Annotated in this window: 25 protein-coding genes and 1 tRNA gene; 9 read left to right on the top strand and 17 right to left on the bottom strand. The window is 63.2% G+C overall.

What is annotated here, in order from left to right:
* The first annotated feature begins 112 nt into the window (after positions 1–112).
* The 3 genes from F791_RS0109965 to F791_RS13830 all read left to right on the top strand — a co-directional run bounded on the left by F791_RS0109965 (position 113) and on the right by F791_RS13830 (position 3136).
* On the top strand, positions 113–1474 hold the full coding sequence (locus tag F791_RS0109965; protein WP_019592513.1) for an adenosylmethionine--8-amino-7-oxononanoate transaminase: 1362 nt from the start codon (positions 113–115) through the stop codon (positions 1472–1474).
* A 223-nt stretch (positions 1475–1697) separates the two neighbouring features.
* Entirely contained in the window at positions 1698–2396 is a 699-nt protein-coding gene (locus F791_RS13825) for a LuxR C-terminal-related transcriptional regulator (RefSeq protein ID WP_038038767.1), read from the top strand.
* A 455-nt stretch (positions 2397–2851) separates the two neighbouring features.
* On the top strand, positions 2852–3136 hold the full coding sequence (locus tag F791_RS13830; RefSeq protein WP_018139431.1) for a hypothetical protein: 285 nt from the start codon (positions 2852–2854) through the stop codon (positions 3134–3136).
* A 138-nt stretch (positions 3137–3274) separates the two neighbouring features.
* Here F791_RS13830 and F791_RS0109980 read toward each other — a convergent pair whose 3' ends face one another.
* The 5 genes from F791_RS0109980 to uvrB all read right to left on the bottom strand — a co-directional run bounded on the left by F791_RS0109980 (position 3275) and on the right by uvrB (position 8365).
* A complete protein-coding gene (locus F791_RS0109980) occupies positions 3275–4027 on the bottom strand; it encodes an S-methyl-5'-thioinosine phosphorylase (RefSeq protein ID WP_018174350.1) in 753 nt (250 codons plus the stop codon).
* A gap of 13 nt (positions 4028–4040) precedes the next feature.
* On the bottom strand, positions 4041–4592 hold the full coding sequence (locus F791_RS0109985) for a hypoxanthine-guanine phosphoribosyltransferase (RefSeq protein ID WP_018174349.1): 552 nt from the start codon (positions 4590–4592) through the stop codon (positions 4041–4043).
* A gap of 158 nt (positions 4593–4750) precedes the next feature.
* A complete protein-coding gene (locus tag F791_RS0109990) occupies positions 4751–5119 on the bottom strand; it encodes a DsrE family protein (protein ID WP_012982643.1) in 369 nt (122 codons plus the stop codon).
* 126 nt (positions 5120–5245) lie between these two features.
* Positions 5246–6253, bottom strand: a complete 1008-nt coding sequence (nagZ, locus tag F791_RS0109995) for a beta-N-acetylhexosaminidase (RefSeq protein WP_019592514.1) — start codon at positions 6251–6253, stop codon at positions 5246–5248.
* A gap of 78 nt (positions 6254–6331) precedes the next feature.
* Entirely contained in the window at positions 6332–8365 is a 2034-nt protein-coding gene (uvrB, locus tag F791_RS0110000; protein ID WP_018174347.1) for an excinuclease ABC subunit UvrB, read from the bottom strand.
* Positions 8366–8467: 102 nt separating this feature from the next.
* Here uvrB and F791_RS0110005 point away from each other — a divergent pair, with 102 nt between their 5' ends.
* Entirely contained in the window at positions 8468–9658 is a 1191-nt protein-coding gene (locus F791_RS0110005) for a pyridoxal phosphate-dependent aminotransferase (protein WP_018139276.1), read from the top strand.
* A gap of 55 nt (positions 9659–9713) precedes the next feature.
* Positions 9714–9789: transfer RNA gene (locus F791_RS0110010), tRNA-Asn, on the top strand.
* A 64-nt stretch (positions 9790–9853) separates the two neighbouring features.
* On the opposite strand, the gene F791_RS0110015 is transcribed toward F791_RS0110010, so the two are convergent.
* On the bottom strand, positions 9854–10780 hold the full coding sequence (locus tag F791_RS0110015) for a cytochrome c (protein ID WP_026333023.1): 927 nt from the start codon (positions 10778–10780) through the stop codon (positions 9854–9856).
* A 3-nt stretch (positions 10781–10783) separates the two neighbouring features.
* Positions 10784–11251 (bottom strand): cytochrome c, encoded by a 468-nt coding sequence (locus tag F791_RS0110020; protein ID WP_012982624.1) that lies wholly within the window; start codon positions 11249–11251, stop codon positions 10784–10786.
* 229 nt (positions 11252–11480) lie between these two features.
* Here F791_RS0110020 and F791_RS0110025 point away from each other — a divergent pair, with 229 nt between their 5' ends.
* Complete coding sequence (locus F791_RS0110025; protein ID WP_018993916.1) at positions 11481–12143, top strand: L-fuculose-phosphate aldolase; 663 nt, start codon at positions 11481–11483, stop codon at positions 12141–12143.
* Between the two features lies 1 nt (position 12144).
* Here F791_RS0110025 and F791_RS0110030 read toward each other — a convergent pair whose 3' ends face one another.
* Positions 12145–12693: an NUDIX domain-containing protein gene (locus F791_RS0110030; RefSeq protein WP_018174343.1), complete on the bottom strand. Its 549-nt coding sequence runs from the start codon at positions 12691–12693 to the stop codon at positions 12145–12147.
* Positions 12694–12817: 124 nt separating this feature from the next.
* On the opposite strand from F791_RS0110030, the gene hspQ reads away from it, so the two are divergent.
* The 3 genes from hspQ to F791_RS0110045 are packed head-to-tail and all read left to right on the top strand — an operon-like array spanning position 12818 to position 15562.
* Positions 12818–13138, top strand: a complete 321-nt coding sequence (gene hspQ / locus F791_RS0110035) for a heat shock protein HspQ (RefSeq protein ID WP_012982621.1) — start codon at positions 12818–12820, stop codon at positions 13136–13138.
* A 40-nt stretch (positions 13139–13178) separates the two neighbouring features.
* Positions 13179–14864 (top strand): dihydroxy-acid dehydratase, encoded by a 1686-nt coding sequence (ilvD, locus tag F791_RS0110040; RefSeq protein ID WP_012982620.1) that lies wholly within the window; start codon positions 13179–13181, stop codon positions 14862–14864.
* A gap of 11 nt (positions 14865–14875) precedes the next feature.
* A complete protein-coding gene (locus F791_RS0110045) occupies positions 14876–15562 on the top strand; it encodes a rhomboid family intramembrane serine protease (protein ID WP_012982619.1) in 687 nt (228 codons plus the stop codon).
* A gap of 4 nt (positions 15563–15566) precedes the next feature.
* Here F791_RS0110045 and galU read toward each other — a convergent pair whose 3' ends face one another.
* From galU to aroA, 9 genes are all read right to left on the bottom strand, one after another.
* Positions 15567–16457: a UTP--glucose-1-phosphate uridylyltransferase GalU gene (gene galU / locus F791_RS0110050; RefSeq protein WP_018993919.1), complete on the bottom strand. Its 891-nt coding sequence runs from the start codon at positions 16455–16457 to the stop codon at positions 15567–15569.
* A gap of 55 nt (positions 16458–16512) precedes the next feature.
* On the bottom strand, positions 16513–16797 hold the full coding sequence (locus F791_RS0110055; protein WP_012982617.1) for a ComEA family DNA-binding protein: 285 nt from the start codon (positions 16795–16797) through the stop codon (positions 16513–16515).
* A gap of 63 nt (positions 16798–16860) precedes the next feature.
* Positions 16861–17592 (bottom strand): orotidine-5'-phosphate decarboxylase, encoded by a 732-nt coding sequence (gene pyrF, locus F791_RS0110060; protein ID WP_018993920.1) that lies wholly within the window; start codon positions 17590–17592, stop codon positions 16861–16863.
* 23 nt (positions 17593–17615) lie between these two features.
* The gene (locus tag F791_RS0110065) at positions 17616–18842 is read right to left on the bottom strand and encodes a tetratricopeptide repeat protein (RefSeq protein ID WP_012982615.1); all 1227 of its coding nucleotides are present in this window, start codon (positions 18840–18842) and stop codon (positions 17616–17618) included.
* A 342-nt stretch (positions 18843–19184) separates the two neighbouring features.
* Positions 19185–19502 (bottom strand): lipopolysaccharide assembly protein LapA domain-containing protein, encoded by a 318-nt coding sequence (locus F791_RS0110070; protein ID WP_012982613.1) that lies wholly within the window; start codon positions 19500–19502, stop codon positions 19185–19187.
* Between the two features lie 5 nt (positions 19503–19507).
* On the bottom strand, positions 19508–19864 hold the full coding sequence (locus F791_RS0110075) for an integration host factor subunit beta (protein WP_255349327.1): 357 nt from the start codon (positions 19862–19864) through the stop codon (positions 19508–19510).
* A 39-nt stretch (positions 19865–19903) separates the two neighbouring features.
* Complete coding sequence (gene rpsA, locus F791_RS0110080; RefSeq protein WP_012982611.1) at positions 19904–21574, bottom strand: 30S ribosomal protein S1; 1671 nt, start codon at positions 21572–21574, stop codon at positions 19904–19906.
* 82 nt (positions 21575–21656) lie between these two features.
* Positions 21657–22364, bottom strand: coding sequence for a (d)CMP kinase (gene cmk, locus F791_RS0110085; RefSeq protein WP_012982610.1), 708 nt, complete (start codon positions 22362–22364; stop codon positions 21657–21659).
* Complete coding sequence (gene aroA, locus F791_RS0110090) at positions 22361–23665, bottom strand: 3-phosphoshikimate 1-carboxyvinyltransferase (protein WP_019592517.1); 1305 nt, start codon at positions 23663–23665, stop codon at positions 22361–22363. The genes cmk and aroA overlap by 4 nt, the downstream gene beginning before the upstream one ends.
* Position 23666: the final 1 nt, after the last annotated feature.

Genomic DNA, 23666 nt, shown 5'->3' on the forward strand with positions numbered 1-23666 from the left:
GCGCGATGCCTTGTCCGGTCAGGGACCCCCTGCTACTTTCCGCCCATCGAAAACTGGCCCCTCCGGTGCGTTTCCGGCGGCTAGGGGCCCACAGCGCCAAAGAGTTCACCGCATGGATAACGAACAGCTCAAACGCCGGGACCTGCGTGCCCTATGGCACCCCTGTACCCAGATGAAGGATTACGGAGAGGAGGGGACCTTGCCCCTGCTCCCGATTCAGCGCGGGGAGGGCGTCTGGTTGTACGACTTCGACGGCAATCGGTACCTCGATGCCATCAGCTCCTGGTGGGTCAACCTGTTCGGCCATGCAAACCCGCGAATCAATGCCGCGGTGCGCGACCAGCTGGACCAGCTCGAGCACGTGATCCTTGCGGGCTGTACGCATGAACCCGTCGTGGAGCTGTGTGAGCGGCTGATCGACCTCACCCCCGATGGACTCGACCGGGTCTTCCTGGCAGACAACGGCAGTGCCGGCGTGGAGGTCGCGCTCAAGATGAGCTTCCACTACTGGCTGAACAGTGGCCGGAGCGAAAAGACCCGGTTCATACGACTGTCGAACAGCTACCACGGTGAGACCCTGGGCGCACTTTCCGTCAGCGATGTCCCGCTCTACAGCGCCACCTACAAGCCCCTGATGCTGGATGTCATCACCGTACCGGCTCCGGACTGCTACGAGCGCGAGCCCGGGGAGACCTGTGCCGATGTGGCCCGGCGCCAGTTCATCCATATGGAGGCCGCACTCGCGGAACACGCGGATGAAGTCTGTGCGGTCATCGTGGAGCCCTTGGTGCAGTGCGCAGGGCACATGCGTATGTACGACCCTGAATATCTGCGCCTGCTTCGTGCTGCATGTGACCGTTATGGCGTTCACCTGATCGCAGACGAGATCGCGGTGGGCTTTGGGCGCACGGGCACCATGTTCGCCTGCGAGCAGGGGCCGGTCATCCCGGATTTTATGTGCCTTTCCAAGGGGCTGACAGGCGGTTACCTGCCCATGGCAGCTGTGCTGACGTCGGAGCAAATCTACCGCGCCTTTTATGATGACTATGAGAAACTCAATATGTTTCTCCACTCGCACTCTTACACGGGTAATCCTTTAGCGTGTCGTGCTGCCCTGGCCACGCTCGACATTTTTACTACAGAACCCGTTCTTGAGCGGAACCAGGGGCTGGCCTCCCACATCTCCAAACGTCTTGCTCCGCTTATGGATCACCCCCATGTTTCCGACGTGCGACAACACGGCATGATTGCGGCGGTTGAACTCGTACAAGACAAGGCCTCCCGTACGCCTTACCCCTGGCAGGAACGTCGAGGTCTGGAAATCTACCGGTATGCCCTTGGTCGAGGTGCGCTTTTGCGTCCATTGGGCAATGTCTCGTACCTCATGCCGCCCTACGTAATCACGGAGGATGAGATCGACTTCCTTGTCGAGGTGATGACCGAGGGTGTCGACCGCGCCACACATCGGCCTTAACGCCGTCTAATCACTTTGTATGCCCGTTGGATGAGTTTCATCGCGCTGTGCTTGACGGACCATCGGACCTGTGTCTATATACTTTCTAAAAGTGCGGATACGCAGTTGGTACTAGGCCCATCGGAAGGGCACCCGAGGTAAGTCTGAAAAATCTAATCGGTTGACTCGGACCCGCCTCGTCTTTCCAATATCAATGGTTCAAATGTGGAGAGCAGGTGACGTCATGAACGATTCAAACGATGATTCACAAGTACTGATTGTAACGTCGGCATCCCCCCAGTCGGCCCTTTTTATCGAGTACGTTTCCGAGAAAACCAAATGTTCGGTAACGGGACTAGAACCTGGGTCCCCAAAGGTCGCCCAGACGCTCAGGGATTACAGCCTTGCCCTGTTTGACGCCAGTTCCCTTGACGAGCGTGACATTGGGCATGTTCAGCAGGCCGTCGCGGACGGGGCAAAAACGGTCTTTGCCGGATTCAATATTCCCAGCGAGGACGAGGCACTCCGGCTCCTCGATGTGCTGTACCTGCAGGGCATTTTTTACAAGACCGATCAGCTGGACCTGTTGTGCAAGGGGATCCTGTGCCTGCTGAACGGTGACTTCTGGATGTCCCGGCACCTGATGACACGGCTGGTGCGGCTGTATCGTCAGCAGCGCACCAACACCTATCGGCCCGCCTGTGGCTTGACTCAGCGCGAGCTGGAGATTCTGGCCATGCTGGGTTCAGGCGAGACGAACATGAATATCGCGAAACAGCTGTTCATCAGTGAACACACGGTCAAGTCCCACCTGTACAACATCTTCCGCAAGATCGAGGTCAAAAACCGCACGCAGGCGATCAACTGGGCCAAGGATCATCTGGGCGCTCCGCCACCCCAGGTGATGTGGCGTCGCCGTCGTGCCGAGGCGCGCGCCGTCTAACGCGCGCTGGCTCCTGGCCCCTGGGCGGGGCGATAGGGGTGAGGGCGGCTGCAATTGCCGAACCGTCCTCACCAAACGGGTGCAATGCCCGAAGCGGATGTGCCTGCGCCATCAGTCACACCGGGAGCTTAGGACGAACGACTGGCGTAGCTCGCGATCCTCGGTCGAGTCGCACCCACATGGCTCATACTTCTCGCTTGATAACGACCGACAAAGCTCTCCCGGAAAACCACCCGTTATTCTGATGCCTGCTGCCAATCCGACCGCCATACTGCAGTTGGATTAACGGTCGGAGGCCGCCTCATTCCTGCAATTGCCGCAAGGGGCACTCAAGCCTGCCTGGCGGCGATGCCGGAACTTGCACCGACCCGACGCCCGCGATCGGCCAGACATCCTGATCCGTCGTGTTCCTGGCGATCCCTGCCGGATTGCCCCTGGCTGGAGGTGTTCACGCGATGTCGACATCGCCCAACGAATCGCGTATCGGCCTGCAAGCCTCCGGGCCCGAGGGTACTGCGTATTCCATTACATGCACGGTCACCCGAATCCACGACGTCGAGGAAGTGGAATTCGAAGGCGTCGTGCCACTGGAAGTGGAATTTGAAGGGATCGGAGTGGATTGCAGGGTCGTACAACTCAGTGGGCCGGGATATCTGGACCTGGTCCTGACGAAGAATGGGCATGTCACGCGTTCGCGTTGCCATGGTCTGAACAGCACAATGAATCTGCGAATCCGGTGACAGGGGCTCTTGGTTAACGCCACCCATTACGACGCATAATACATATTATGTTAAGTCTGGGATCGGTGAGGGTCAGCTGTCTGTTCTAGCCCGCCTGCTCCCCTGGCCGAAAACGACGATCGTTCCCGGTCCTGCGCCTCAGGACAGCGTCTCGATAACGTGCGTAAGCACATCCTTCACCCGCGTCATCCCTTGATCCAGGTTGCGGCCGATCTCGTCCATGGTGATCTCGCCCTCGGCACGACCGGCCGCCCAGTTGGCGATCACGGCACAACAGGCGTAGTTCAGCTCCAGTTCGCGCGCCAGCGCCGTCTCCGGCATGCCGGTCATTCCCACCAGGTCGCAGCCATCTCGCGCCATGCGGTCGATCTCGGCCGCCGTCTCCAGCCGCGGGCCCTGGGTGGCCCCGTACGTCCCTCGGTCCGTAGCCTCGATGCACAGGTCATCAATCGCATTCAGCAGCGTCTCCCGCACGCCCTGGTTGTAGGGCCAGGTCATGTCGATATGGGTGACCTCTTCGAGGTCGCCGCCTTCGAAAAAGGTGTTGGCGCGTGACCAGGTGTAATCGATGATCTGATCGGGAATCGCGATCATGCCCGGCTTCATCGATTCGGTAATGCCGCCCACGGCGGCCACCGCAATCACGTTGTCGACCCCGGCATGCTTCAGGGCCCAGATGTTGGCCCGGTAGTTCACCTGGTGCGGCGGGATAGTGTGACGTGCGCCATGGCGCGGCAGAAACACGATTTCCGTGTCATTCAGCCGCCCGAAGACCAGCGGCCCCGACGGTTCGCCATACGGGGTATGCATGACCTGCCTGCGGGTAATCTCCAGCGACTTCAGCTGGGTCAGTCCGGTGCCGCCGATCACGGCAAGACGGGGTGTCGACATATGGCGGGTATCCCTAGTGGTTCGAGACGGCAAAGATGCCGGGTGCGTTGCGGAGGTAATCCTGGTAATCCATCCCGTAGCCAAACACGTACCGATTCGGCACCTCCAGGGCCGCAAAATCGACGGTAATGGCCGGATCGCGTTCCGGGTTGGCCTTGTCCACCAGCACCACGGAATAAACTTTCGCGGCGCCCTGCTCTTCGCAGAAAGCCTGGATGCCTTCCAGGGTAATGCCACCGTCGAGGATGTCATCCACGATCACTACGGTGCGCCCCTGGATCGGAGTCTGGGGGCGCGCCAGCCAGTGCAGCTGCTCCCCTCCCCGCGTGCCGCCGCGATAGCGCGTGGCGTGCAGATAGTCGACCTGCATTGGAAACGACCAGCGAGTCAGCAGCCCGCCCATCAGGACGACCCCGCCATTCATCACGCCCAGAACCAGGGGGTTACGGTCCTTGAGCACCTGCGCCGAGCGTTCGGCCAGGCGGTCGATCGCGGTCTCGACTGCATCGCGGCTATAGAGGCAGTCGGCATCTCGGAGCGTTGCACGGGCCTGTTCCGGGCTCATCAAGGGTCCTGCGGTGGGGGGGTGGAGGAAGGATGTTGGCCGAGCGTCTGGCAGACGGCAAGGTCTGGGTCCGGTATGCGCGGGCCCTACAGGGCCCTTAAACGCAACCGGCCGGCACAAGGGCCGGCCGGATGGCAAAGCTACGGACGTGTGGACCCTTAGTAGGTAAAGGTCACGGTGTCGTCGTCCATGGCTTCGGAAATCACGTAGGCGCCGCCCACGGTTTCTTCGATTTCCGGGATCAGGTCGTTGCCCCACAGATCCAGAGTCGGGGTGCAGACCTTCATCACCACGCCGGCTTCGTGGGCGTCCTTCATGAAATCGTAGACGCTCTTGCTGGAGCCTTCCTGGACAAACAGGTTTTCGGCAACGCCCTTCTTGGCCAGCTCGCCGGCACGGCCGGTCATGACGACTTCAACGTCATATTCCATCGCGGCGGCCACGGTGGCCTGGAAGAACGGGGCACCCAGTTCAGACGGGTTGCTCGGATCGGTATTAACCATGACGATCAGGAGCTTGTCGGCCATTTTTGATCTCCAACTTCAGTGGTGAGTGTGAATATTAACAGCTGCTCAAGCGCAAACCGGTGGCGCATTATAGGCGCGCGAGCGCCTGTGCGCCAATGAGTGACTCCCCCGCCGCGGAACGGGGTTTCAGGCCGTCGCTGCCTGACGGGCCGCGAGCCAGTGATGCAGCTGAGCGCGAAGGGCGTGAATTCGCCTGGGTTCATGCGCAGTGGACTGTGCACGCAATGCCTCGACTCTTCGCAATGCCTGGGCATCGAGCGGCTGTCCCTCCTGCGCCTCGAGGATGGCGTCGGCCTGCTCGGGCTGGTTGCAGATCAGCACCATGTCGCAGCCTGCCGCACGCGCTGCCGCGGCCCGTTCGGCCGGGCTGCCGATGGCCTCGGCGCCGGCCATGGCCAGATCATCGCTGAGGATTGCCCCGCGGAACCGAAGTTCGCGGCGCAGGATGTCCTGTAGCCAGATCCGCGAAAATCCGGCGGGCTGGTCATCCACCTGTGGGTACAGGACGTGCGCGGGCATCACGGCATCGAGATCGCCCAGCACCGGGCGAAAGGCCGCGATGTCATCGGCCTCGATCTCGGCCAGCGGGCGGTCATCTACCGGGAGCGCGAGATGGGAATCCGCCTGGACGGCCCCGTGTCCGGGGAAATGCTTGCCCACACTGGCCATGCCGCCGGCCGCGAGCCCGCGAATCAGCTCGCCTGCCAGGCGTGCGATGACATCGGGATCATGGTGGAACGCACGATCCCCAATCACCTCGCTGACGTCGATGTCCCGGTCCAGTACAGGCGTGAAACTGAAATCGATTCCCACCTCGCGCAGTTCCAGCGCCAGCAATTCCCCGGTCGCATGGGCCAGCTCACAGGCCTTGTTGCGATCGTAATCATCGACATGCCCCAGCTCGCGCATGGGCGGGAGCGCGGTGAAACCGTCTCGCAGACGCTGTACGCGCCCACCCTCCTGATCCACCGCGATCAGGATGCCGGGTCGCTCCGCGCGTATCGCATCGGTGAGTGCCCTCACCTGCTCGGGCGTACCGGCGTTGCGGACAAAGAGGATGACGCCGCCTGTCGCCGGGTGGCGCAGGCGTTCACGGTCTTCCGGGGTCAGTTCCAGGCCTGTCACATCGAGCATGACCGGCCCCAGGGGCAGGGATACGGGAGAAGCCATTGAACCTGTACTCAACTGGCGCTCGTGACCCGAGCAATCTTTTTAGGATAGCGAGGCTTCCGGGCGGAACGCGAGTGCTTTGAGCTTCTCGATGCGGTCACGGATCCGCGCGGCCTCCTCGAACTCCAGGTCGCGGGCCTTCTGGAACATCTCCTGTTCCAGCTTCTCGATCTCCTTGGCGGCCTGCTCCGGGGCGTCGATGTAGTCGGGCGCATCCTCGGCCACCTTCTTCTGGCCACGACGCCGCCCGGAGCCTGGCGTAGCGTTGCGCGCCTCGAGTATGTCGGCGACATTCTTGCGGATGCCCTGCGGGGTGATGCCGTGCGCCTTGTTATGGGCGATCTGCTTCTCCCGCCGGCGCTCGGTCTCGTCGATCGCCCTCTGCATCGATCCGGTCACCTTGTCGGCGTACAGGATCGCCTTGCCGTTCACGTTGCGCGCGGCACGCCCGATGGTCTGAATCAGCGAGCGATCGGAGCGCAGGAAGCCCTCCTTGTCGGCGTCCAGGATCGCCACCAGCGAGACCTCGGGCATGTCGAGGCCCTCGCGTAGCAGGTTGATCCCCACCAGCACATCGAACTCGCCCAGGCGCAGGTCGCGGATGATCTCCATACGCTCGACGGTGTCGATATCCGAATGCAGATAGCGCACCCGCACGCCGTGTTCCGAAAGATAGTCAGTCAGGTCCTCGGCCATGCGCTTGGTCAGCGTCGTGATCAATACACGCTCGTCGCGCTCCACCCGGTCGCGCACCTCGGACAGACAGTCGTCGACCTGGCTGCCCGCCGGGCGCACCTCGAGAATCGGGTCCAGTAGCCCCGTGGGCCGGACGACCTGATCGACGATGGCCCCGGCATGCTCGCGCTCGTACGGCCCCGGTGTGGCGGACACGTAGATGGTCTGCGGCTGCAGGGCCTCGAATTCCTCGAAGCGCAGCGGGCGGTTATCCAGTGCCGAAGGCAGTCGGAAACCGTATTCCACCAGCGTCTCCTTGCGCGAGCGGTCGCCCTTGTACATCCCGCCCACCTGGGGCACCGACACATGCGACTCGTCGACCACCAGCAGCGCGTCCTTCGGCAGGTAGTCGAAGAAGGTGGGCGGCGGCTCGCCCGGTGCCCGGCCGGAGAGATAACGCGAGTAGTTCTCGATGCCGTTGCAGTAGCCGATCTCGAGGATCATCTCCAGGTCGAACAGCGTGCGCTGCTCCAGGCGTTGCGCCTCGACCAGGCGATCCTCCTTGCGCAGGAAATCCAGACGCTCCTTGAGTTCGTCGCGGATATGGTCCACCGCCTCCAGCAGTGTCTCGCGCGGGGTCACGTAGTGCGTCTTCGGGTAGATGGTCAGGCGCGGGACGGTGCGCAGCTGCTCGCCGGTCAGCGGATCGAAGTACGACAGCCGCTCGATCTCGTCGTCGAACAACTCGATGCGCACGGCCTCGATTTCGGATTCGGCGGGATGGATGTCGATGACCTCCCCACGTACCCGGTAGGTGGCGCGCCGCAGCTCGGTGTCGTTGCGGGTGTACTGCAGCTCTGCCAGACGCCGCAGCAGGTCGCGCTGGTCAATGCGATCCCCGCGCTGGAGGTGGAGCACCATCGACAGGTACTTGCGCGGATCGCCGAGGCCGTAGATGGCGGAGACCGAGGCCACGATGATCGCATCCCGGCGCTCCAGCAGGGCGCGCGTCGCGGACAGTCGCATCTGCTCGATGTGGTCGTTGATCGAGGCATCCTTCTCGATGTAGGTGTCCGAGGACGGGACGTAGGCCTCCGGCTGGTAGTAGTCGTAGTACGAGACGAAGTACTCCACCGCGTTGTTCGGGAAGAACTCCTTGAACTCGCCATACAGCTGCGCGGCCAGGGTCTTGTTCGGCGCCAGGATGATAGTCGGGCGTTGCAGGTTCTCGACGACGTTGGCGATCGTGAAGGTCTTGCCCGACCCCGTCACACCCAGCAGGACCTGATGCGCCAGCCCCGCCTCGATGCCATCGATCAGCGCGCGGATCGCCGCGGGCTGGTCGCCGGCAGGCTGATACTGCGATACCACCTTGAATTGTTCGCCTTCATCTGGCTGCACGCCTTATCCTCCGCGCCTGATTTCAGTATTATTTCGCCACTTGCGGCCGGTTATGCATTCGCGCCCGGCCGCCCACCCCGCCCAACCCGCATGAGGCCCGCCTTGGATATCGAGCTCTCCGATCGCGTTCAGCGCATCCAGCCCTCCCCCACCCTGGCCGTCAGCGCGCTGGCCGCGCAGCTGCGGGCCGAGGGCCGCGATATCGTCGGTCTGGGGGCCGGCGAGCCGGATTTCGATACCCCGGAGCATATCAAGCAGGCGGCCATCGACGCCCTTGCCCGCGGGGAAACCAAGTACACTCCAGTGGATGGTACGCAGGGCCTGAAAGACGCCATCATCCGCAAGTTTGATCGCGACAACGGGCTTACGTTCGAGCGTGACCAGATCCTGGTCTCCTCTGGTGGCAAGCAGAGCATCTTCAACCTCTGCCAGGCCCTGCTGAACCCGGGCGACGAGGTGGTGATCCCGGCGCCCTACTGGGTCTCCTACCCCGACATCGCACTTCTGGCCGGTGCGCGGCCCGTAGTGGTCAGCGCCACCCAGGAGGCGGGATTCCGGATTACGGGCGAGCAACTCGCGGCGGCGATCACGCCGAATACCCGCCTGGTGTTCATCAACAGCCCGTCCAACCCCACTGGAGCGGCCTACTCGGCCGACGAGTTGAAGGCCCTGGCCGACGTGCTGCGCGAACACCCCCGGGTGGTGATCGCCACCGACGACATGTACGAACACATCCGCTTCGGCTCCACGCCGTTTGTGAACATCGTGAATGTGGCTCCGGATCTGCTCGAGCGCACCGTCGTGCTCAATGGCGTGTCCAAGGCCTACGCGATGACCGGCTGGCGTATCGGTTATGCCGGTGGACCGAAGAATCTGATCGCGGCGATGAAAAAGATCCAGTCGCAGAGCACCTCCAACCCCACCTCGATTGCGCAGGCCGGAGCGCAGGCCGCGCTGGATGGCGATCAGGGCTGCGTGATCGCCATGTGTTCGGCCTTCGCCGAACGGGCGCGGCACGTGGTCGACGGCCTGAATGCGATCGACGGCATCGACTGCCTGATGCCCGACGGCACCTTCTACTGCTTTCCACGAGTCACCGGCCTGATGCAGGCGGCCGACATCGACACCGATGTCGCCCTCACCAAGCAATTGCTGGACGAAGTCGGAGTCGCCCTGGTGCCCGGCAGTGCATTCGGCGCCCCGGGTCATGTGCGCGTCTCGTTCGCCACCAGCGTCGACATGCTCGACAAGGCACTGGACCGGCTCAGGCAATTCGCCTCGACCCACCGCTGAAGCAATAATTGAAGCTTGACGGGGTGGCCGCCCCCCATTAGGATCTGCGGCCAATTCCCCGGTAGCTCAGTCGGTAGAGCGGGTGACTGTTAATCACTAGGTCGGCGGTTCGAGCCCGTCCCGGGGAGCCAGATAAAGAGAAAGGGCCAGGTCTGCGCTGCAGCCTGGCCCTTTTTTATGCAGCCTTCGTCCCGTTCAGTCCGGCTCGTGTTCGATGGGGTCCAGCGACTGCAGATAGGCCGCGATTGCCCGGCGGTCGTCACTGGTCAGGTAGGACGTTCCGTGCTCGATCACGTCGGCCATGCTGCTCCCGGCAAAATCGCCGTCACGGGTGATACCCATCTCCAGGTAGCGGGCGATATGACGCGCGCCCCATCGGCCGATGCCGGTTTCCCGGTCCGGCGTGATATTCGGTGCGACGTCGCCATCCGGCATGCGCGCCCCTGCCCCCAGACGCTCGAGGTCCAGCCCGCCCGTCCGGGTGCGCGGGGTATGGCATTCCATGCAGTGCCCCAGGGCCTGAGTCAGATAGGCGCCACGGTTCCACTCCTCGGACTCGTCAGGATTTGCCTCGAACTCGCCGGGCTCGAAGTGCAACCACTTCCATACACTGAGTGATGGCCGAAAGCGCACGAACCAGTCCAGATCGTGCGGGGTATTCTCGCGGGCGACGGACTCGACCTCGGACTGCAGATAGGCCCATAACGCCTCCACGTCCTGGTCCGTCATCTTCGTATATGCGGTGTACGGAAATGCCGGGTAGTAATGGGTCCCGTTCGGGCTGCGCCCTTCCCTCAGGGCCTTCTTGAAGTCGCCCTCCGACCAGCCGCCGATGCCGTGCTCTTCGTCCGGGGTGATGTTCGGGCCGTAGAACACGCCGAACGGGCTTTCGATCGGCCGACCACCGGCCAGGAAGTCACCCTCCTCCGCGGTGTGACAGGTCACACACCCGCCGGCGCGCAAGACGTATTCACCATAGGCAATACGTTCGTCCTCTCCGGCCTGGGGGTCCTCTTCACCGATTTCCACCTCCGCCTGTGCGACGGAACTCCATGCAAAGGCCGCAATGGCCAGGGCCGGCAGCCAGGCGGCCGGCCCTGTGCGCCTTGTTGTCACCGCCACCGATCAGTCGCGGCGGAAGTCGTCGTGGCAGGCCTGGCAGGACTGCCCCAGGTTACGGAAGCGAATCGGGAGTTCGTCGTCGTCACCGGCTTCAACCGCGGCATGCAATGCCTCGGCTGCATCCTTGGTGTCCTGAGAGAGCTCCTTGAACCGGTCCCAGTCGTCCCAGATCTCCTCTTTGGCATCGGTATCGGGGAAGTCACTGCCTTCCGGGAACAGTGCCGGGATGTCCGCGGTTAGATCCACCAGATGCCTGGTGTGCATCTCGAGGTTGTCGCCGAATTCGGCGCCGTCGACAACGACTGCGGCGATAGACCCGACGTTGCCGCCGATGGACCGCATCACGCCCTGACGGTAATCAATGGTTGCCTCGTGCTCGTCAAAGGCATGCACGGAATGCACAGCGCCCAAGCCCAGCGCGAGGGTTCCGGCAACGGAAGCCGCAGTCAGAAAACGAAGGGGTTTTTTCATGGGTTGTCCTCCCTGTTCAAGGAACATCGAAAGTGCCGCGCGACCGCTGCGGCCTGCCAAGTACAGCCTTCAATATAGATGTCCAGGTGGCGTGCGCGCCATCCGCGTCTTCACGTCCCGCTCACGCCGGCCTCTCGACATTGACCCCATAAACTAACGGGTGTTCCCCGAGACATCCTTCGCGCCTGTCGCGATACAATCCGGCTTCCATCTATCCCCCTGGATTCCGATGCCTGCCACCGATGAACTGGCCCTGCGCCAGGCGATTATCGACACCGCGCTCGAGACCAATCGCCGTGGCCTGAACCAGGGCACCTCGGGCAACGTCAGCGCGCGTCTGGGCGACGGCATGCTGATTACCCCGTCCGGCGTGCCCTATGAAGCCCTGCGTCCGGAGGACCTGGTCTCCGTCGATGCACAGGGACGCTGGCCGGATCACCAGAAGCCTTCCAGCGAGTGGCATTTTCATCGGGCGATCCTCCAGGCGCGCCCGGAGTTGAACGCCGTGGTGCATGTCCACTCGATCTATGCCAGCGTGGTCGCGATTCAGGGTCGTGATATCCCCGCCCTGCACTATATGGTGGCGGCGGCCGGGGGCAATTCGATCCGTTGTGCCCCCTATGCCACGTTCGGAACGGAGCAGCTGTCAGGCAACGCGGTGGAGGCCCTGCAGGATCGACTCGCGTGCCTGCTGGCCAACCACGGCATGATTGCGACGGGGCCGGATCTCGCGCGGGCCTTGTGGCTGACCCAAGAGGTCGAACTGCTCGCGCAGCAGTATGTGCTGAGCCTGCAAATTGGCGGCCCGCAGCTGCTCGGCGATGATGAAATGGCGCGCGTGCTGGAAAAATTCCGAGACTACGGGCCGTCCCGGCGCGCGCAGGACAGCTGAACTACAACCCGCCCAGCGGGCTCGCGGACTCCGGGGCGCCCATCGGCGCGAATTCGTTCAGGTGGCGCGTCTGCTGATAGTGCGCCAGAGCCCAGGCGACCGACGGAAATGCGAGCTCCCCGGGGAGATCATTGAAGTCGAACAGCGCGACCTCTTCCGATTCCGGTCCGGGAGCGACATCGTCGCCCAGCAGCTCGGCACGGTAGATCATCTGCACCTGACCGATATGCGGCAGACTGTAGACCGCGAGCAGGCGATCGATACGCAGCCGGGCGCGTGCCTCCTCCCAGGCCTCTCGCTCGGCGCCCTGCTCGGTCGACTCGCCAAGCTCCATGTATCCTGCGGGCAGTGTCCAGTGACCCTTGCGCGGCTCGATCGCCCGGCGGCACAACAGGACCCGCTCTCCCCATGTGGCCACGACGCCCACCACAATCCGCGGGTTCTCGTAGTCCACGAAGCCACAGTGACTGCAGATCTTGCGTTCGCGGTCATCATTTTCGGGCACGGCCCGGTGAAATTCGGGGCGGGGGATGCTGACGTCACGGGACATGGTATACGTTCGCTTTGCGGGTTCAGGACCACGCGCCGGAACGCGAGACCCGGGCGATGGTCTTTTCTGAGAGACACTGTCAATGCAGCACAATTAATGCACCAAACGCCGCCAGGGGGCAGCGATGACACAGGGAACACGCTTCACCGTGGGTGAACTGGTCCACCATACCAAGTTCGGCTACCGCGGTGTGATCGTCGAGGTCGACCCGGTCTACTCCGGCTCGGACGAATGGTACGAAACCGTGGCCAGGAGCCGCCCCCCCAAGGACCGGCCGTGGTACCACGTGCTGGTGGACGGGTACTCGCACAGCACGTATGTGGCCGAACGCCACCTGGAACCCGACACCTCCGGCCAGCAGATCGACCATCCGGCACTGGGCCAGTTCTTCGATCACTTCCTCAATGGGCGCTACTGCCGGGGAAGCAATTCTCGCACCCACTAGTCCGCCCTCTCCCGGGCCGGACAACGGACAGGACGACTCGATGACCCAGGACAATCGACGCAGCCGCGTCGTCACCGAAGGGCCACGCCGCACCCCCAACCGCGCCATGCTCAGGGCCGTGGGCTTCGGTGACGACGACTTCCAGCGCCCCATCGTTGGCATTGCCAACGCCCACAGCACCATCACTCCCTGCAACATGGGGATCGGGGCACTGGCCGAACGTGCGGAATCGGCCGTACGAGCCTCGGGCGGCATGCCGCAGACCTTCGGCACCATCACCATCTCTGACGGCATTTCGATGGGCACCCCGGGCATGAAGTACTCCCTGGTGTCGCGCGAGGTGATCGCCGACGCGATCGAGACGGTCGTCAACGGCCAGAGTCTGGACGGGCTGCTGGCCACCGGCGGCTGCGACAAGAATATGCCCGGCGCCATGATGGCGATCGCCCGGCTTAACGTGCCCGCGATCTTCGTCTACGGAGGCACGATCAAGCCGGGACGCTACAAGGACCAGGACCTGACGATCGTCAGTGCGTTCGAGGCCGTCGGACAGCATGGGGCGGGAAAGCTGTCGGATGAAGACCTGGCCGGCGTGGAGCGCAATGCCTGCCCGGGAGCCGGCTCCTGTGGCGGCATGTTCACAGCCAATACCATGTCCAGCGCCTTCGAGGCGATGGGCATGAGTCTGCCGGGCTCGTCGACCCAGGCGGCCGAGGACCCGGAAAAGGCCGACTCCGCCGCCCGTTCCGCCGAGGTCCTCCTGGAGGCGATCCATGCCGACCGCAAGCCGCGCGACATCCTCACGCGCGAGGCCTTCGAGAACGCCCTGGCCGTGGTTATGGCCGTCGGGGGATCGACCAATGCCGTGCTCCACCTGCTCGCCATTGCCCACTGTGCCAACGTGCCGTTAGCTCTGGATGACGTAGAACGGATCCGCCGGAAAACCCCGGTACTGTGCGATCTGAAGCCCTCCGGTCGACACGTGACCACGGAATTCCATGCGGTGGGGGGCACACCGCAGGTCATGAAGATCCTGCTGAACGCCGGTCTTCTGCACAGGCACTGCCTGACCATTACCGGCCAGACCCTAAGCGAGGTCCTCGCAGACATCCCTGATGCACCACCATCGAACCAGACCATCATCCGCCCGCTGGATGCCCCCCTGTACCCGCAGGGGCACCTGGCGATCCTTAAGGGCAATCTGGCGCCGGAAGGCAGCGTGGCCAAGATCACCGGGCTCAAGTCCACTTCGATTCGCGGGCCCGCGCGCGTATTCGAATCCGAGGAGGAATGCCTGGACGCCATCCTGGCGGGTGGGATTCAGGCTGGAGACGTCATCGTGGTCCGTCACGAGGGTCCTCGTGGGGGGCCCGGTATGCGCGAGATGCTCGCCCCCACGGCAGCGATCATCGGCGCGGGTCTCGGCGACTCCGTTGCGTTGATTACCGACGGACGCTTCTCCGGAGGCACCTACGGTCTCGTCGTCGGACATGTCGCGCCCGAGGCGGCGCAAGGTGGGCCCATTGCCCTGGTGCGCGAGGGCGACATCATCGAGGTCGATGCCGACCGTAATCGTCTCGCGCTCGAGGTACCAGAGGACGAACTGGCGCGTCGCCGCAGTGCCTGGCAGGCACCCCCGCCGCGCTTTGATCGAGGTGTGCTCGGGAAGTACAGCCGTCAGGTCGGATCCGCCAGTCGCGGCGCGGTCACCGACGACTTTCGCTGATCCCGGCCCCGATGACGCACCCGGACCCGCGCCACCCCGATTTCAGCATGATGCCACCGGTGATCGGCTTTTTGCTGATCACCAACGTGGCGCTCTTTCTTGCCCTGCCCTGGCTGGGCGACTGGCTGATGACCCATTTCGCCCTGTGGCCCATCGGAACGCCATCGATGATCCTGCAGGACGGGCAATGGCTACGTGTGCCGGACTTCCAGCTCTGGCAGCTGTTGACCTACGGGTTCCTGCACGGAGGCCTCGTTCACCTCTCGGTGAACATGTTTGCCGTCTGGATGCTGGGAGTGCAGATCGAGAACGCCTGGGGCTCCAGGACCTTCGCCCTGTACTTCCTCATCTGCGTGATCGGCGCAGGGCTGGTACAGCTTATGGTCACCGCCTATGGCGACAATGGGATGGTCTATCCCACTGTTGGGGCATCCGGCGGCGTATTCGGGGTCTTGCTGGCGTTCGGGATGATGTTCCCCAACCAGCGGCTTTATCTGTTCTTCCTGCCGATCCCCATCAAGGCAAAGTACTTCGTCATCGCCTACGGCGCCCTGGAACTCTACCTGGGGATCTCGGGCACCCTCGCCGGTATTGCGCATTTCGCGCATCTGGGCGGGATGGCGTTCGGCTTCCTCGCCATCCAGTACTGGCGCGGAAGGCTTCCGATACGTCCGCGTCAGCGGAGGTTCTGGTGGTGAGGCTTCAGGAGGTGCTGGCGCGGGATTTCAGATAGGCGCCAAAGTCGTCCTTCAGCTCCGGGTGCATCAACGCGAACTCCACGGTCGCCTCCAGATAGCCCAGCTTGCTTCCACAGTCGAAGCGGCGACCTTCGAAATTAAGGGCAGTTACACGCTCTTCCTGAAGTAACTTGGCAATTGCGTCGGTCAGCTGGATTTCGCCCCCAGCACCGGGCTCCTGCTCCGCCAGCAGCTCGAAGATGCGCGGGGTCAGGACATAGCGGCCCACGACCGCCACATTGGAGGGTGCGTCCGCCGGCTGCGGCTTCTCCACAATCCCGCGTACGTCCCAGGTGCGCGGGCCCGTTTGCACCGGATCAATGATGCCGTACTGATGGGTGCGGTCCGCCGGCACCTCTTCCACGCCCAGCACGCTGCATCCATGCTGGTTAAAGGCCTCAACCATCTGCTTCGTGGCACCGCCCTGCTCTTCTTCGATCAGGTCATCGGCCAGGATCACCGCAAAGGGCTCGTTGCGTACCACCGGCCGCGCGCACGCTACCGCATGTCCCAGACCCAGTGCCTCGGCCTGACGCACGTACACACAGGTCACGTTGGACGGCACGATATTGCGCACCTTCTCCAGCATCTCCGTCTTGCCGCGTTCTTCCAGCTCCGTTTCAAGCTCGTAGGCCTTGTCGAAGTGATCGGGGATGGAACGCTTGTTGCGACCGGTCACGAACACCAGGGTCTCGATACCCGCACGCACGGCCTCCTCGGCCGCGTACTGAATAAGCGGCTTGTCGACAATGGGGAGCATCTCTTTGGGGTTGGCCTTGGTGGCCGGAAGAAAGCGGGTGCCCATGCCCGCGACAGGAAAAACAGCGGTACGGATCGGTGGCGTATTCGGGTTCATCCTGACTCCAGGTGGGAAAAGACGACGGGGATCGGCCCCGTCGTCCTCGATCGGGCTACTCGACCTCGATACGGTCGAGATTCATCTCCACCGTGCGCTCGCCGACGCCGGATACGTCCGTCAGCGCCTGCACCGAGGCAAACGGACCGTGGGCTTCGCGATGCTCGACGATCGCCTCGGCCTTGACCTGGCCGATGTTGTCCAGCGTCGCGAGTTCATCCGCCGATGCCGAGTTCACATTCACCGGCGTCTGCCCGCCTGATGCCGTAACCAGCGCCAGCGGCAGCACGCACAAGGCGGCGAAGAACCAGCATTTCACACAGTAGATGGCATTTTTCATGTTAACTGCTCCATGTTGAGTGATAACCGGCGCAACCCTTGCGCCAAGGTCATCCTAACGGGATCAGTGGCTCTGGAAAACCCTCTCCAGGCGATGTGCGAAATCGGTCGCAGCGGCCGCCGGATCGGCCGCCCGGGTAATGGGTCGTCCCACCACAATGGCGCTGGCACCGGCCTTGATCGCGTTCTCCGGTGTCATCACCCTGCGCTGATCGTCTCCTTCGGCCTCCGGAAGCCGGATTCCGGGGGTCACCAGCATCGGGCCAGAGCCCAGCTCCTCACGCAGCAGGCTTGCCTCCTGCGCAGAACACACCAGCCCCTCCAGCCCAGCCCGTGCGATGGCCAGATTGCCCAGCAGGCGCACCTGGGCCTCCGGGCTGCGCTGAACGCCAATCTCGCGCAGCGTGTGTGCGTCGCTGGAGGTCAGAACCGTAACCGCCAGAACGGCGGTGTGATCATTGACCTCGCGGACCGCCTCGTGCGCCGCCTGCATCATCTGCAAGCCACCACTGGCGTGCACATTTACCAGCCATACGCCGGTTCGCGCCGCTGCCCTGCAGGCGGCGGCCACTGTATTGGGGATATCGTGAAACTTGAGATCGAGGAATACCCGAAAGCCGAGATCGTGCAGTCTGCCCAATAAATCGGGCCCGGCCACGACAAACAACTCGAACCCGACCTTCAGGGCGCACAATGACGGATCGAGACGCTGCGCCAGCTGGATGGCACTGTCGGCATCGGCAAAGTCGAGTGCCACGATCAGACGCGGGGCTGGGGACTGAACGACTGCTCGCATGGCTCTTCCTGATTAAATGGGTTTCAGCGCGTCCCTTCGCGGACCAGCGCATCTTCAGCCTCCTCGGTAGAGGCATCGAGTTCAAAATCCAGCCCCCGCAGGGTATCCCATCGGCGACAGCTCGGACATTGCCAGACGTGCGCTCGACCCTGGTAGCCACAGTTCATGCACTGGTACAGATGCTGGCTTCCGAGCTGATCCGAAAGCGCTTTCTCGAACGCGGCGAACTCCACACTGTATTCCTGCACCGCGGGGAGAATCTTCATCCAGCGCACGGCCTCGAGCAAGCCCGATGTCGGCACCGGGCGTTGCGAAAGGATCATCCCGAGTTCGGAGAGTGCGGCATCCAGCCGCCCGGTGCGACGGTACAACCGCATCAGTGCGATCCGCGCCACGGTGATACCGCGGCTGTTCGCCAGATCTTCCAGGGTTTGCTCCAGCTGCCCCAGGCGGTTCTCACCTGGCAGTGCCTGGTGCAGCCGCTCGAGGCGCGGCACGACCAGGGGTGCCAGCGGTGGCGTACGGGCCACGGCCTCACGGCCGCATGCAATCGCATCGGCGATGCGGTCTTCGCGTTCCGCGATCTCGGACTTGATCAGCAGTGCGCGCGACAGCCCAGGGACCAGCCCCTCTGCTTGTGCCGCTCGCTCGGCGGAGGTTGAGCGGTCACCTTGCTCCAGCGCAATAGTCGCCAACTCACAGTGATAATGCGCGATTCGAAGATGTTCATTCGGCACGTTATGCGCTTTCAGTCGTGTGCCGACCTCGATCGCGCGCTCCCATTCACGCTGGGTTTCATAGACATGCTGCAGGCCCTTCAGCGCCTGCACCGCCTGATGCGGCGAGTCCGCAAGCTCGCGGAAGACCGCCTCGGCCCGATCGAGAACGCCGGCTAGCAGAAAGTCCTGCCCGAGCTCGTTCAGCGCCTGGGCCCGCTGCTCGTCCTTCAGAGAAGGACGCGCCACCAGGTTCTGATGGATCCGGATCGCCCGATCGACCTCGCCTCGACGCCGGAACAGGCGTCCAAGAATCACATGGGTCTCAAAGGTTTCGTGGTCGACCTCCACCATCTCGATGAAGGCCTGCAAGGCATCATCGGTACGGTCGTCCAGCAGATATCGGACGCCCTCAAGGTAACGGTGAAGGGAAGGTTCCTGGTCCCCCGGGTCTTCCGGGTGGACGCGACGGGCTACCCACCAGCCGCTTGCCGCCGCCACGGGCAGCAAGAGCCAGAACCAGTCGTTGATCACGTGACGCTCCCGGACTCGGACAGCGACCCCAGCTTTCGCGCCGGGCCACAGGGCCGAGCGAACGCTGCGAGGCATACCCGTTTCCACACCCTGCAACATGACCCACGAGAAGGGCCTGGCCAACCAATCTTGTTACATCGGGTGATCAATAAACGAGCGTTCACGGGAGAGGAAACGAGCCATCCCAACCATATGGTCGATCGATTCTCGGACGTAGCGGAAGACATGGCGCGTCGTTTGTGCCTCAAGGCTAGTGTGCCTCAAGGCTAGCCTTCGCCGGCTGCACTGTGCACGTGGGCGAAATGGACTCCAGCGCGGGCATGCACAGTGATCCGCATTGCACTAATAAAAATCCCGCATCGGGGCCGTTCGCATCTGCTCGACCTCGGTCTTCAATGCGCGATTCTCCGCGCGCAGGTCCGCCACCTTCTGGTTCAGTCGGCGGATACGGAGAAGCAGAATGGCGGCCGTGACGACCACACCCACGAGCGCGGAAATGCCCAGCAGGACTACCAGGGGCGCTTGCACGTCTACCCATGGCAGGCTCAGGGTGACCTGGCCCTCGTTGAACACCACAAGAATACCGATCGCCGAAGAGATCAGGATCAGCAAGGCAAACGCGACTGCGTTGCGGACCTGCTGGCGCCGTCGATCGGACATGCCGATTACTCGTCGACAACCGCGGGGCTATTGACCCGCTCGCGCAGTTCCTTGCCGGGTTTGAAATGCGGGACATGCTTGCCCGGCAGTGCCACCCCTTCCCCGGTCTTGGGATTGCGTCCAAGACGCGGCGGGCGGAAATGCAGGGAGAAGCTGCCGAAGCCACGAATCTCGACTCGCTGACCATGCGCCAGGGCCTGACTCATCCGTTCCAGCAACGCCTTCACGCACATCTCGACATCCCGTGCGGGCAGGTGAGGCGATTTCTGGGCGAGGCTTTCGATCAATTCCGATTTGGTCATCTGACGCTCGTCACAGACAGAAGAAAGAGATCCGCAGTGTGCGGATAAAAAACAGTCCACGGCATCCGTACGGACACCGTGGACTTTATTGTGACGGACTTAGTCGTTCTTGCCCATCTGTTCCTTCAGCAGATCGCCAAGGGAGGTCGTCGCACTACCGCTCGCGGAGTAGTCGGAGACCATCTCGGCCTCTTCGGCGCGGTCCTTGGCCTTGATCGACAGGCTGATCGCACGGGTCTTCTTGTCCACACCCATGAACTTGGCCTCGACCTCTTCGCCAACGTTCAGCACGGTCCGCGCATCTTCCACACGGTCCTGGGAGATATCGGCCGCACGCAGGATGCCGTCGATACCGTCAGCCAGCTCGATCACGGCCGCCTTGGCGTCCACTTCCTTGACCGTACCCTTCACGATGCTGCCCTTGGTGTGCTCGGCCACGAAGTTGGAGAACGGATCGCGGTCCAGCTGCTTCAGACCCAGGGAGATACGCTCGCGCTCCGGATCCACCGACAGCACCACGGCCTCGACTTCGTCGCCCTTCTTGAAGTTGCGGATCGCCTCTTCACCGGCCTCGTGCCAGGACAGGTCGGACAGGTGGATCAGGCCGTCGATGCCGCCATCCAGACCGACGAACACACCGAAGTCGGTGATCGACTTGATCTGGCCACGGACCTTCTCGCCACGATTGTGGTTGGCGGCGAAGTCGTCCCACGGGTTGGACTGGCACTGCTTCATGCCCAGCGAGATGCGGCGGCGCTCTTCGTCCAGGTCCAGGATCATCACCTCGACCTCGTCGCCGATGGCCACGACCTTGCCCGGATTGACGTTCTTGTTGGTCCAGTCCATCTCGGACACGTGCACCAGGCCTTCCACGCCGTCTTCGATTTCCACGAAGCAGCCGTAGTCGGTAATGTTGGTGACCTTGCCGAAGATGCGGGTGCCGGTCGGGTAACGGCGGGTGATGTTCTCCCACGGATCCTCGCCCAGCTGCTTCAGGCCCAGCGAGACGCGCATGCGTTCGCGGTCGAACTTCAGCACCTTGACTTCGACTTCCTGGCCGATCTCGACCACGTCGGAGGGGTGCTTCACGCGCTTCCAGGCCATGTCGGTGATATGCAGCAGGCCGTCGATGCCGCCCAGATCCAGGAATGCACCGTAGTCGGTCAGGTTCTTCACAATGCCCTTCACGACCGCGCCTTCCTGCAGGTTCTTCAGCAGTTCTTCGCGCTCGGCGCTGTATTCCTGCTCGACCACGGCGCGGCGCGATACGACCACGTTATTGCGGCGGCGATCCAGCTTGATGAGCTTGAATTCCAGTTCCTTGCCTTCCAAGTACGCGGTATCGCGCACCGGACGTACATCCACGAGTGAACCGGGCAGGAACGCACGGATGTCTCCCAGCTCGACGGTGTACCCGCCCTTGACCTTGCCGGAGATCTTGCCGGTGACGTACTGCTCTTCTTCCATCGCACCTTCGAGACGATCCCAGGCCTTGGCGCGCTTGGCCTTCTCGCGCGACATGCGCGTCTCGCCGAAACCGTCTTCGGGGGTTTCGAGGGCCACTTCGACGACATCGCCGACCTTGACCTCGAGCTCGCCCTCGTCGTTCATGAACTGCTCGGTGGGGATGACCCCCTCGGACTTCAGGCCGGCATTGACCACGACCACATCCGGGGTGACCTCAATGACGGTGGCACTGAGGATGGCACCCGGCTGCATCTGGGTGTAGGCCATGCTCTCTTCGAGCAGTTGCGCGAAACTTTCACTCATGGATTTAAAAACCTGTGATTAAACAAACTCTTGAAGAAACTTCCTACAAGAGGGTTTGAACGTTAATGTACCCGCTTCGAGGCTATCCCTCGATTCGGGGGCTTTGTTCCGGGAGTACGTCCCGGAGGCGCTCCAGGATCATATCCACCACGCTGACGATGTCGAGTTCCGTGGTATCCAGCACCCAGGCATCTTCGGCGGGCTTGAGGGGAGCCACGCTACGCTCGCGGTCACGGCGGTCGCGCGCCTCCATCTCATCCTGAAGGGCGGAAAGATTAGCACTAAGTCCTTGTTCCTTCAACTGCATGTAACGCCTGCGCGCCCGCTCCTCCGCCGAGGCCGTCAGGAAGATCTTGAGGTCCGCATCCGGGAACACCACGGTGCCCATGTCGCGCCCGTCCGCGACCAGCCCCGGGGCCTGAGCAAACCATCGCTGGCGATCGAGCAATGCCTCGCGTACAGCGGGCAGCGCGGCGACCTGCGAGGCATCGGAACCCGCCTGTTCGGTGCGCAGGAGCACGTCCACCGGCTGGCCCTCAAGCAGGGTCGTTACCCTTGCCGCATCGCCGTCGATCTCGAAGCTGACGTCCAGTGCGCCGGCCAGGCGTTCGAGTCCTTCGATATCGGTCAGCTCCACCCCATGCTGGCGCGCGGCAAGGCCCAGCAGTCGGTACAGGGCCCCACTGTCGAGCAGGTGCCAGCCCATCGCCGCGGCGACGCGCATGCACACCGTCCCCTTTCCGGCACCACCCGGGCCGTCAATGGCGAGCACCGGGATCGCCGCCGTCATGCCGCCTCCAGCGACAGACCGGCATTACGGGCAAGGTCCACGAAACCCGGGAACGATGTCGCCACATTGGCGCAGTCACGAATGCGAATCGGGCCACTGGCCCGCAGCCCGGCCATCGCGAACGACATCGCGATACGGTGGTCGCCATGGCTGTCGATCTCTCCGCCGGCGAAACCCTCGCCGCCCAGAATGCGAATACCATCGCGCTGCACCGAGCACTGCACACCCAGCGCCTGAAGCCCATCGGCCATCACCTGAATGCGATCGCTCTCCTTGACCCGCAGTTCTTCCGCGCCCGTCAGGACCGTCTCGCCCTCGGCGCAGGCCGCGGCGACAAAGATGGCCGGGAATTCGTCGATCGCCAGCGGCACCAGCTCGGTCGGGATTTCGATCCCCTTCAGGCGCGTGGCATGTACCTCGATGTCGGCCACCGGCTCGCCGCCGGCTTCGCGTTCGTTCTCCACGCGGATATCCGCGCCCATCAGGCGCAGGATGTCGATCACACCGGTCCGGGTCGGATTGATGCCGACGTGTTCCAGGCGCATCTGCGAGCCCGTCGCGATGCTGGCGCCCACCAGGAAGAACGCGGCCGAGGAAATGTCCGCCGGGACATCCACCGAACTGGCCTGCAGGCGCCCGCCACCGGTCACACAGGCCTTGGGACCATCCCGGGTAACGACGCAGCCGAAGCCATTCAGCATCCGCTCGGTGTGGTCCCGGGTGGGCGCGGGCTCGGTCACACAGGTTTTCCCGTCTGCCCACAATCCCGCGAGCAGGATCGCGGACTTGACCTGTGCGCTGGCCACCTGCAGCACATGATCGGTGCCCCGCAGGGGTGCGCCGCCACGGATGCGCAAAGGCGGCGTACCCGTCTCGCTGGTCTCGATCTGCGCACCCATGAGCGCCAGGGGCTCGGTGACCCGGCGCATGGGGCGACGGGTCAGGGATTCATCGCCGATGAGCTCGCTATCAAACGACTGCCCGGCGAGCACCCCGCAGAGCAGCCGCATGGCGGTCCCCGAGTTACCCATGTCCAGCGGGCGATCCGGGGCCTGCAGGCCCTGCAGGCCCCGGCCCTGGATCACGACCTCGCCTGGCCCTTTGCGCTCGATCGGCACACCCATCGCGCGAAAGGCCTCCAGCGTCGCCAGGCAATCGGCCCCTTCGAGAAAGCCGGTGACACGCGTATCGCCCTCGGCCAGCGCACCCAGCATGATCGAGCGATGGGAAATGGATTTGTCGCCCGGCACACGGGCGACACCGGAGAGCGTGCCCCCCGGCTGTACGGTAAAGGTGTTCATC

The sequence above is a fragment of the Thioalkalivibrio sp. ALRh genome (assembly GCF_000381425.1).
Lineage (GTDB): Bacteria > Pseudomonadota > Gammaproteobacteria > Ectothiorhodospirales > Ectothiorhodospiraceae > Thioalkalivibrio.

Excerpts from the sequence above, each read along its gene's own strand:
- F791_RS0109965 (WP_019592513.1), top strand. The coding sequence starts at position 113 with ATGGATAACGAACAGCTCAAACGCCGGGACCTGCGTGCCCTATGGCAC.
- F791_RS0109990 (WP_012982643.1), bottom strand. The coding sequence starts at position 5,119 with ATGGCCGACAAGCTCCTGATCGTCATGGTTAATACCGATCCGAGCAAC.
- nagZ (WP_019592514.1), bottom strand. The coding sequence starts at position 6,253 with ATGCTCGATGTGACAGGCCTGGAACTGACCCCGGAAGACCGTGAACGC.
- F791_RS0109980 (WP_018174350.1), bottom strand. The coding sequence starts at position 4,027 with ATGTCGACACCCCGTCTTGCCGTGATCGGCGGCACCGGACTGACCCAG.
- cmk (WP_012982610.1), bottom strand. The coding sequence starts at position 22,364 with ATGACGGCGGCGATCCCGGTGCTCGCCATTGACGGCCCGGGTGGTGCC.
- ilvD (WP_012982620.1), top strand. The coding sequence starts at position 13,179 with ATGACCCAGGACAATCGACGCAGCCGCGTCGTCACCGAAGGGCCACGC.
- rpsA (WP_012982611.1), bottom strand. The coding sequence starts at position 21,574 with ATGAGTGAAAGTTTCGCGCAACTGCTCGAAGAGAGCATGGCCTACACC.
- hspQ (WP_012982621.1), top strand. The coding sequence starts at position 12,818 with ATGACACAGGGAACACGCTTCACCGTGGGTGAACTGGTCCACCATACC.
- F791_RS0109985 (WP_018174349.1), bottom strand. The coding sequence starts at position 4,592 with ATGAGCCCGGAACAGGCCCGTGCAACGCTCCGAGATGCCGACTGCCTC.
- aroA (WP_019592517.1), bottom strand. The coding sequence starts at position 23,665 with ATGAACACCTTTACCGTACAGCCGGGGGGCACGCTCTCCGGTGTCGCC.
- F791_RS0110070 (WP_012982613.1), bottom strand. The coding sequence starts at position 19,502 with ATGTCCGATCGACGGCGCCAGCAGGTCCGCAACGCAGTCGCGTTTGCC.
- F791_RS13825 (WP_038038767.1), top strand. The coding sequence starts at position 1,698 with ATGAACGATTCAAACGATGATTCACAAGTACTGATTGTAACGTCGGCA.
- F791_RS0110020 (WP_012982624.1), bottom strand. The coding sequence starts at position 11,251 with ATGAAAAAACCCCTTCGTTTTCTGACTGCGGCTTCCGTTGCCGGAACC.
- F791_RS0110025 (WP_018993916.1), top strand. The coding sequence starts at position 11,481 with ATGCCTGCCACCGATGAACTGGCCCTGCGCCAGGCGATTATCGACACC.
- pyrF (WP_018993920.1), bottom strand. The coding sequence starts at position 17,592 with ATGCGAGCAGTCGTTCAGTCCCCAGCCCCGCGTCTGATCGTGGCACTC.
- F791_RS13830 (WP_018139431.1), top strand. The coding sequence starts at position 2,852 with ATGTCGACATCGCCCAACGAATCGCGTATCGGCCTGCAAGCCTCCGGG.
- F791_RS0110055 (WP_012982617.1), bottom strand. The coding sequence starts at position 16,797 with ATGAAAAATGCCATCTACTGTGTGAAATGCTGGTTCTTCGCCGCCTTG.
- galU (WP_018993919.1), bottom strand. The coding sequence starts at position 16,457 with ATGAACCCGAATACGCCACCGATCCGTACCGCTGTTTTTCCTGTCGCG.
- F791_RS0110045 (WP_012982619.1), top strand. The coding sequence starts at position 14,876 with ATGACGCACCCGGACCCGCGCCACCCCGATTTCAGCATGATGCCACCG.
- F791_RS0110030 (WP_018174343.1), bottom strand. The coding sequence starts at position 12,693 with ATGTCCCGTGACGTCAGCATCCCCCGCCCCGAATTTCACCGGGCCGTG.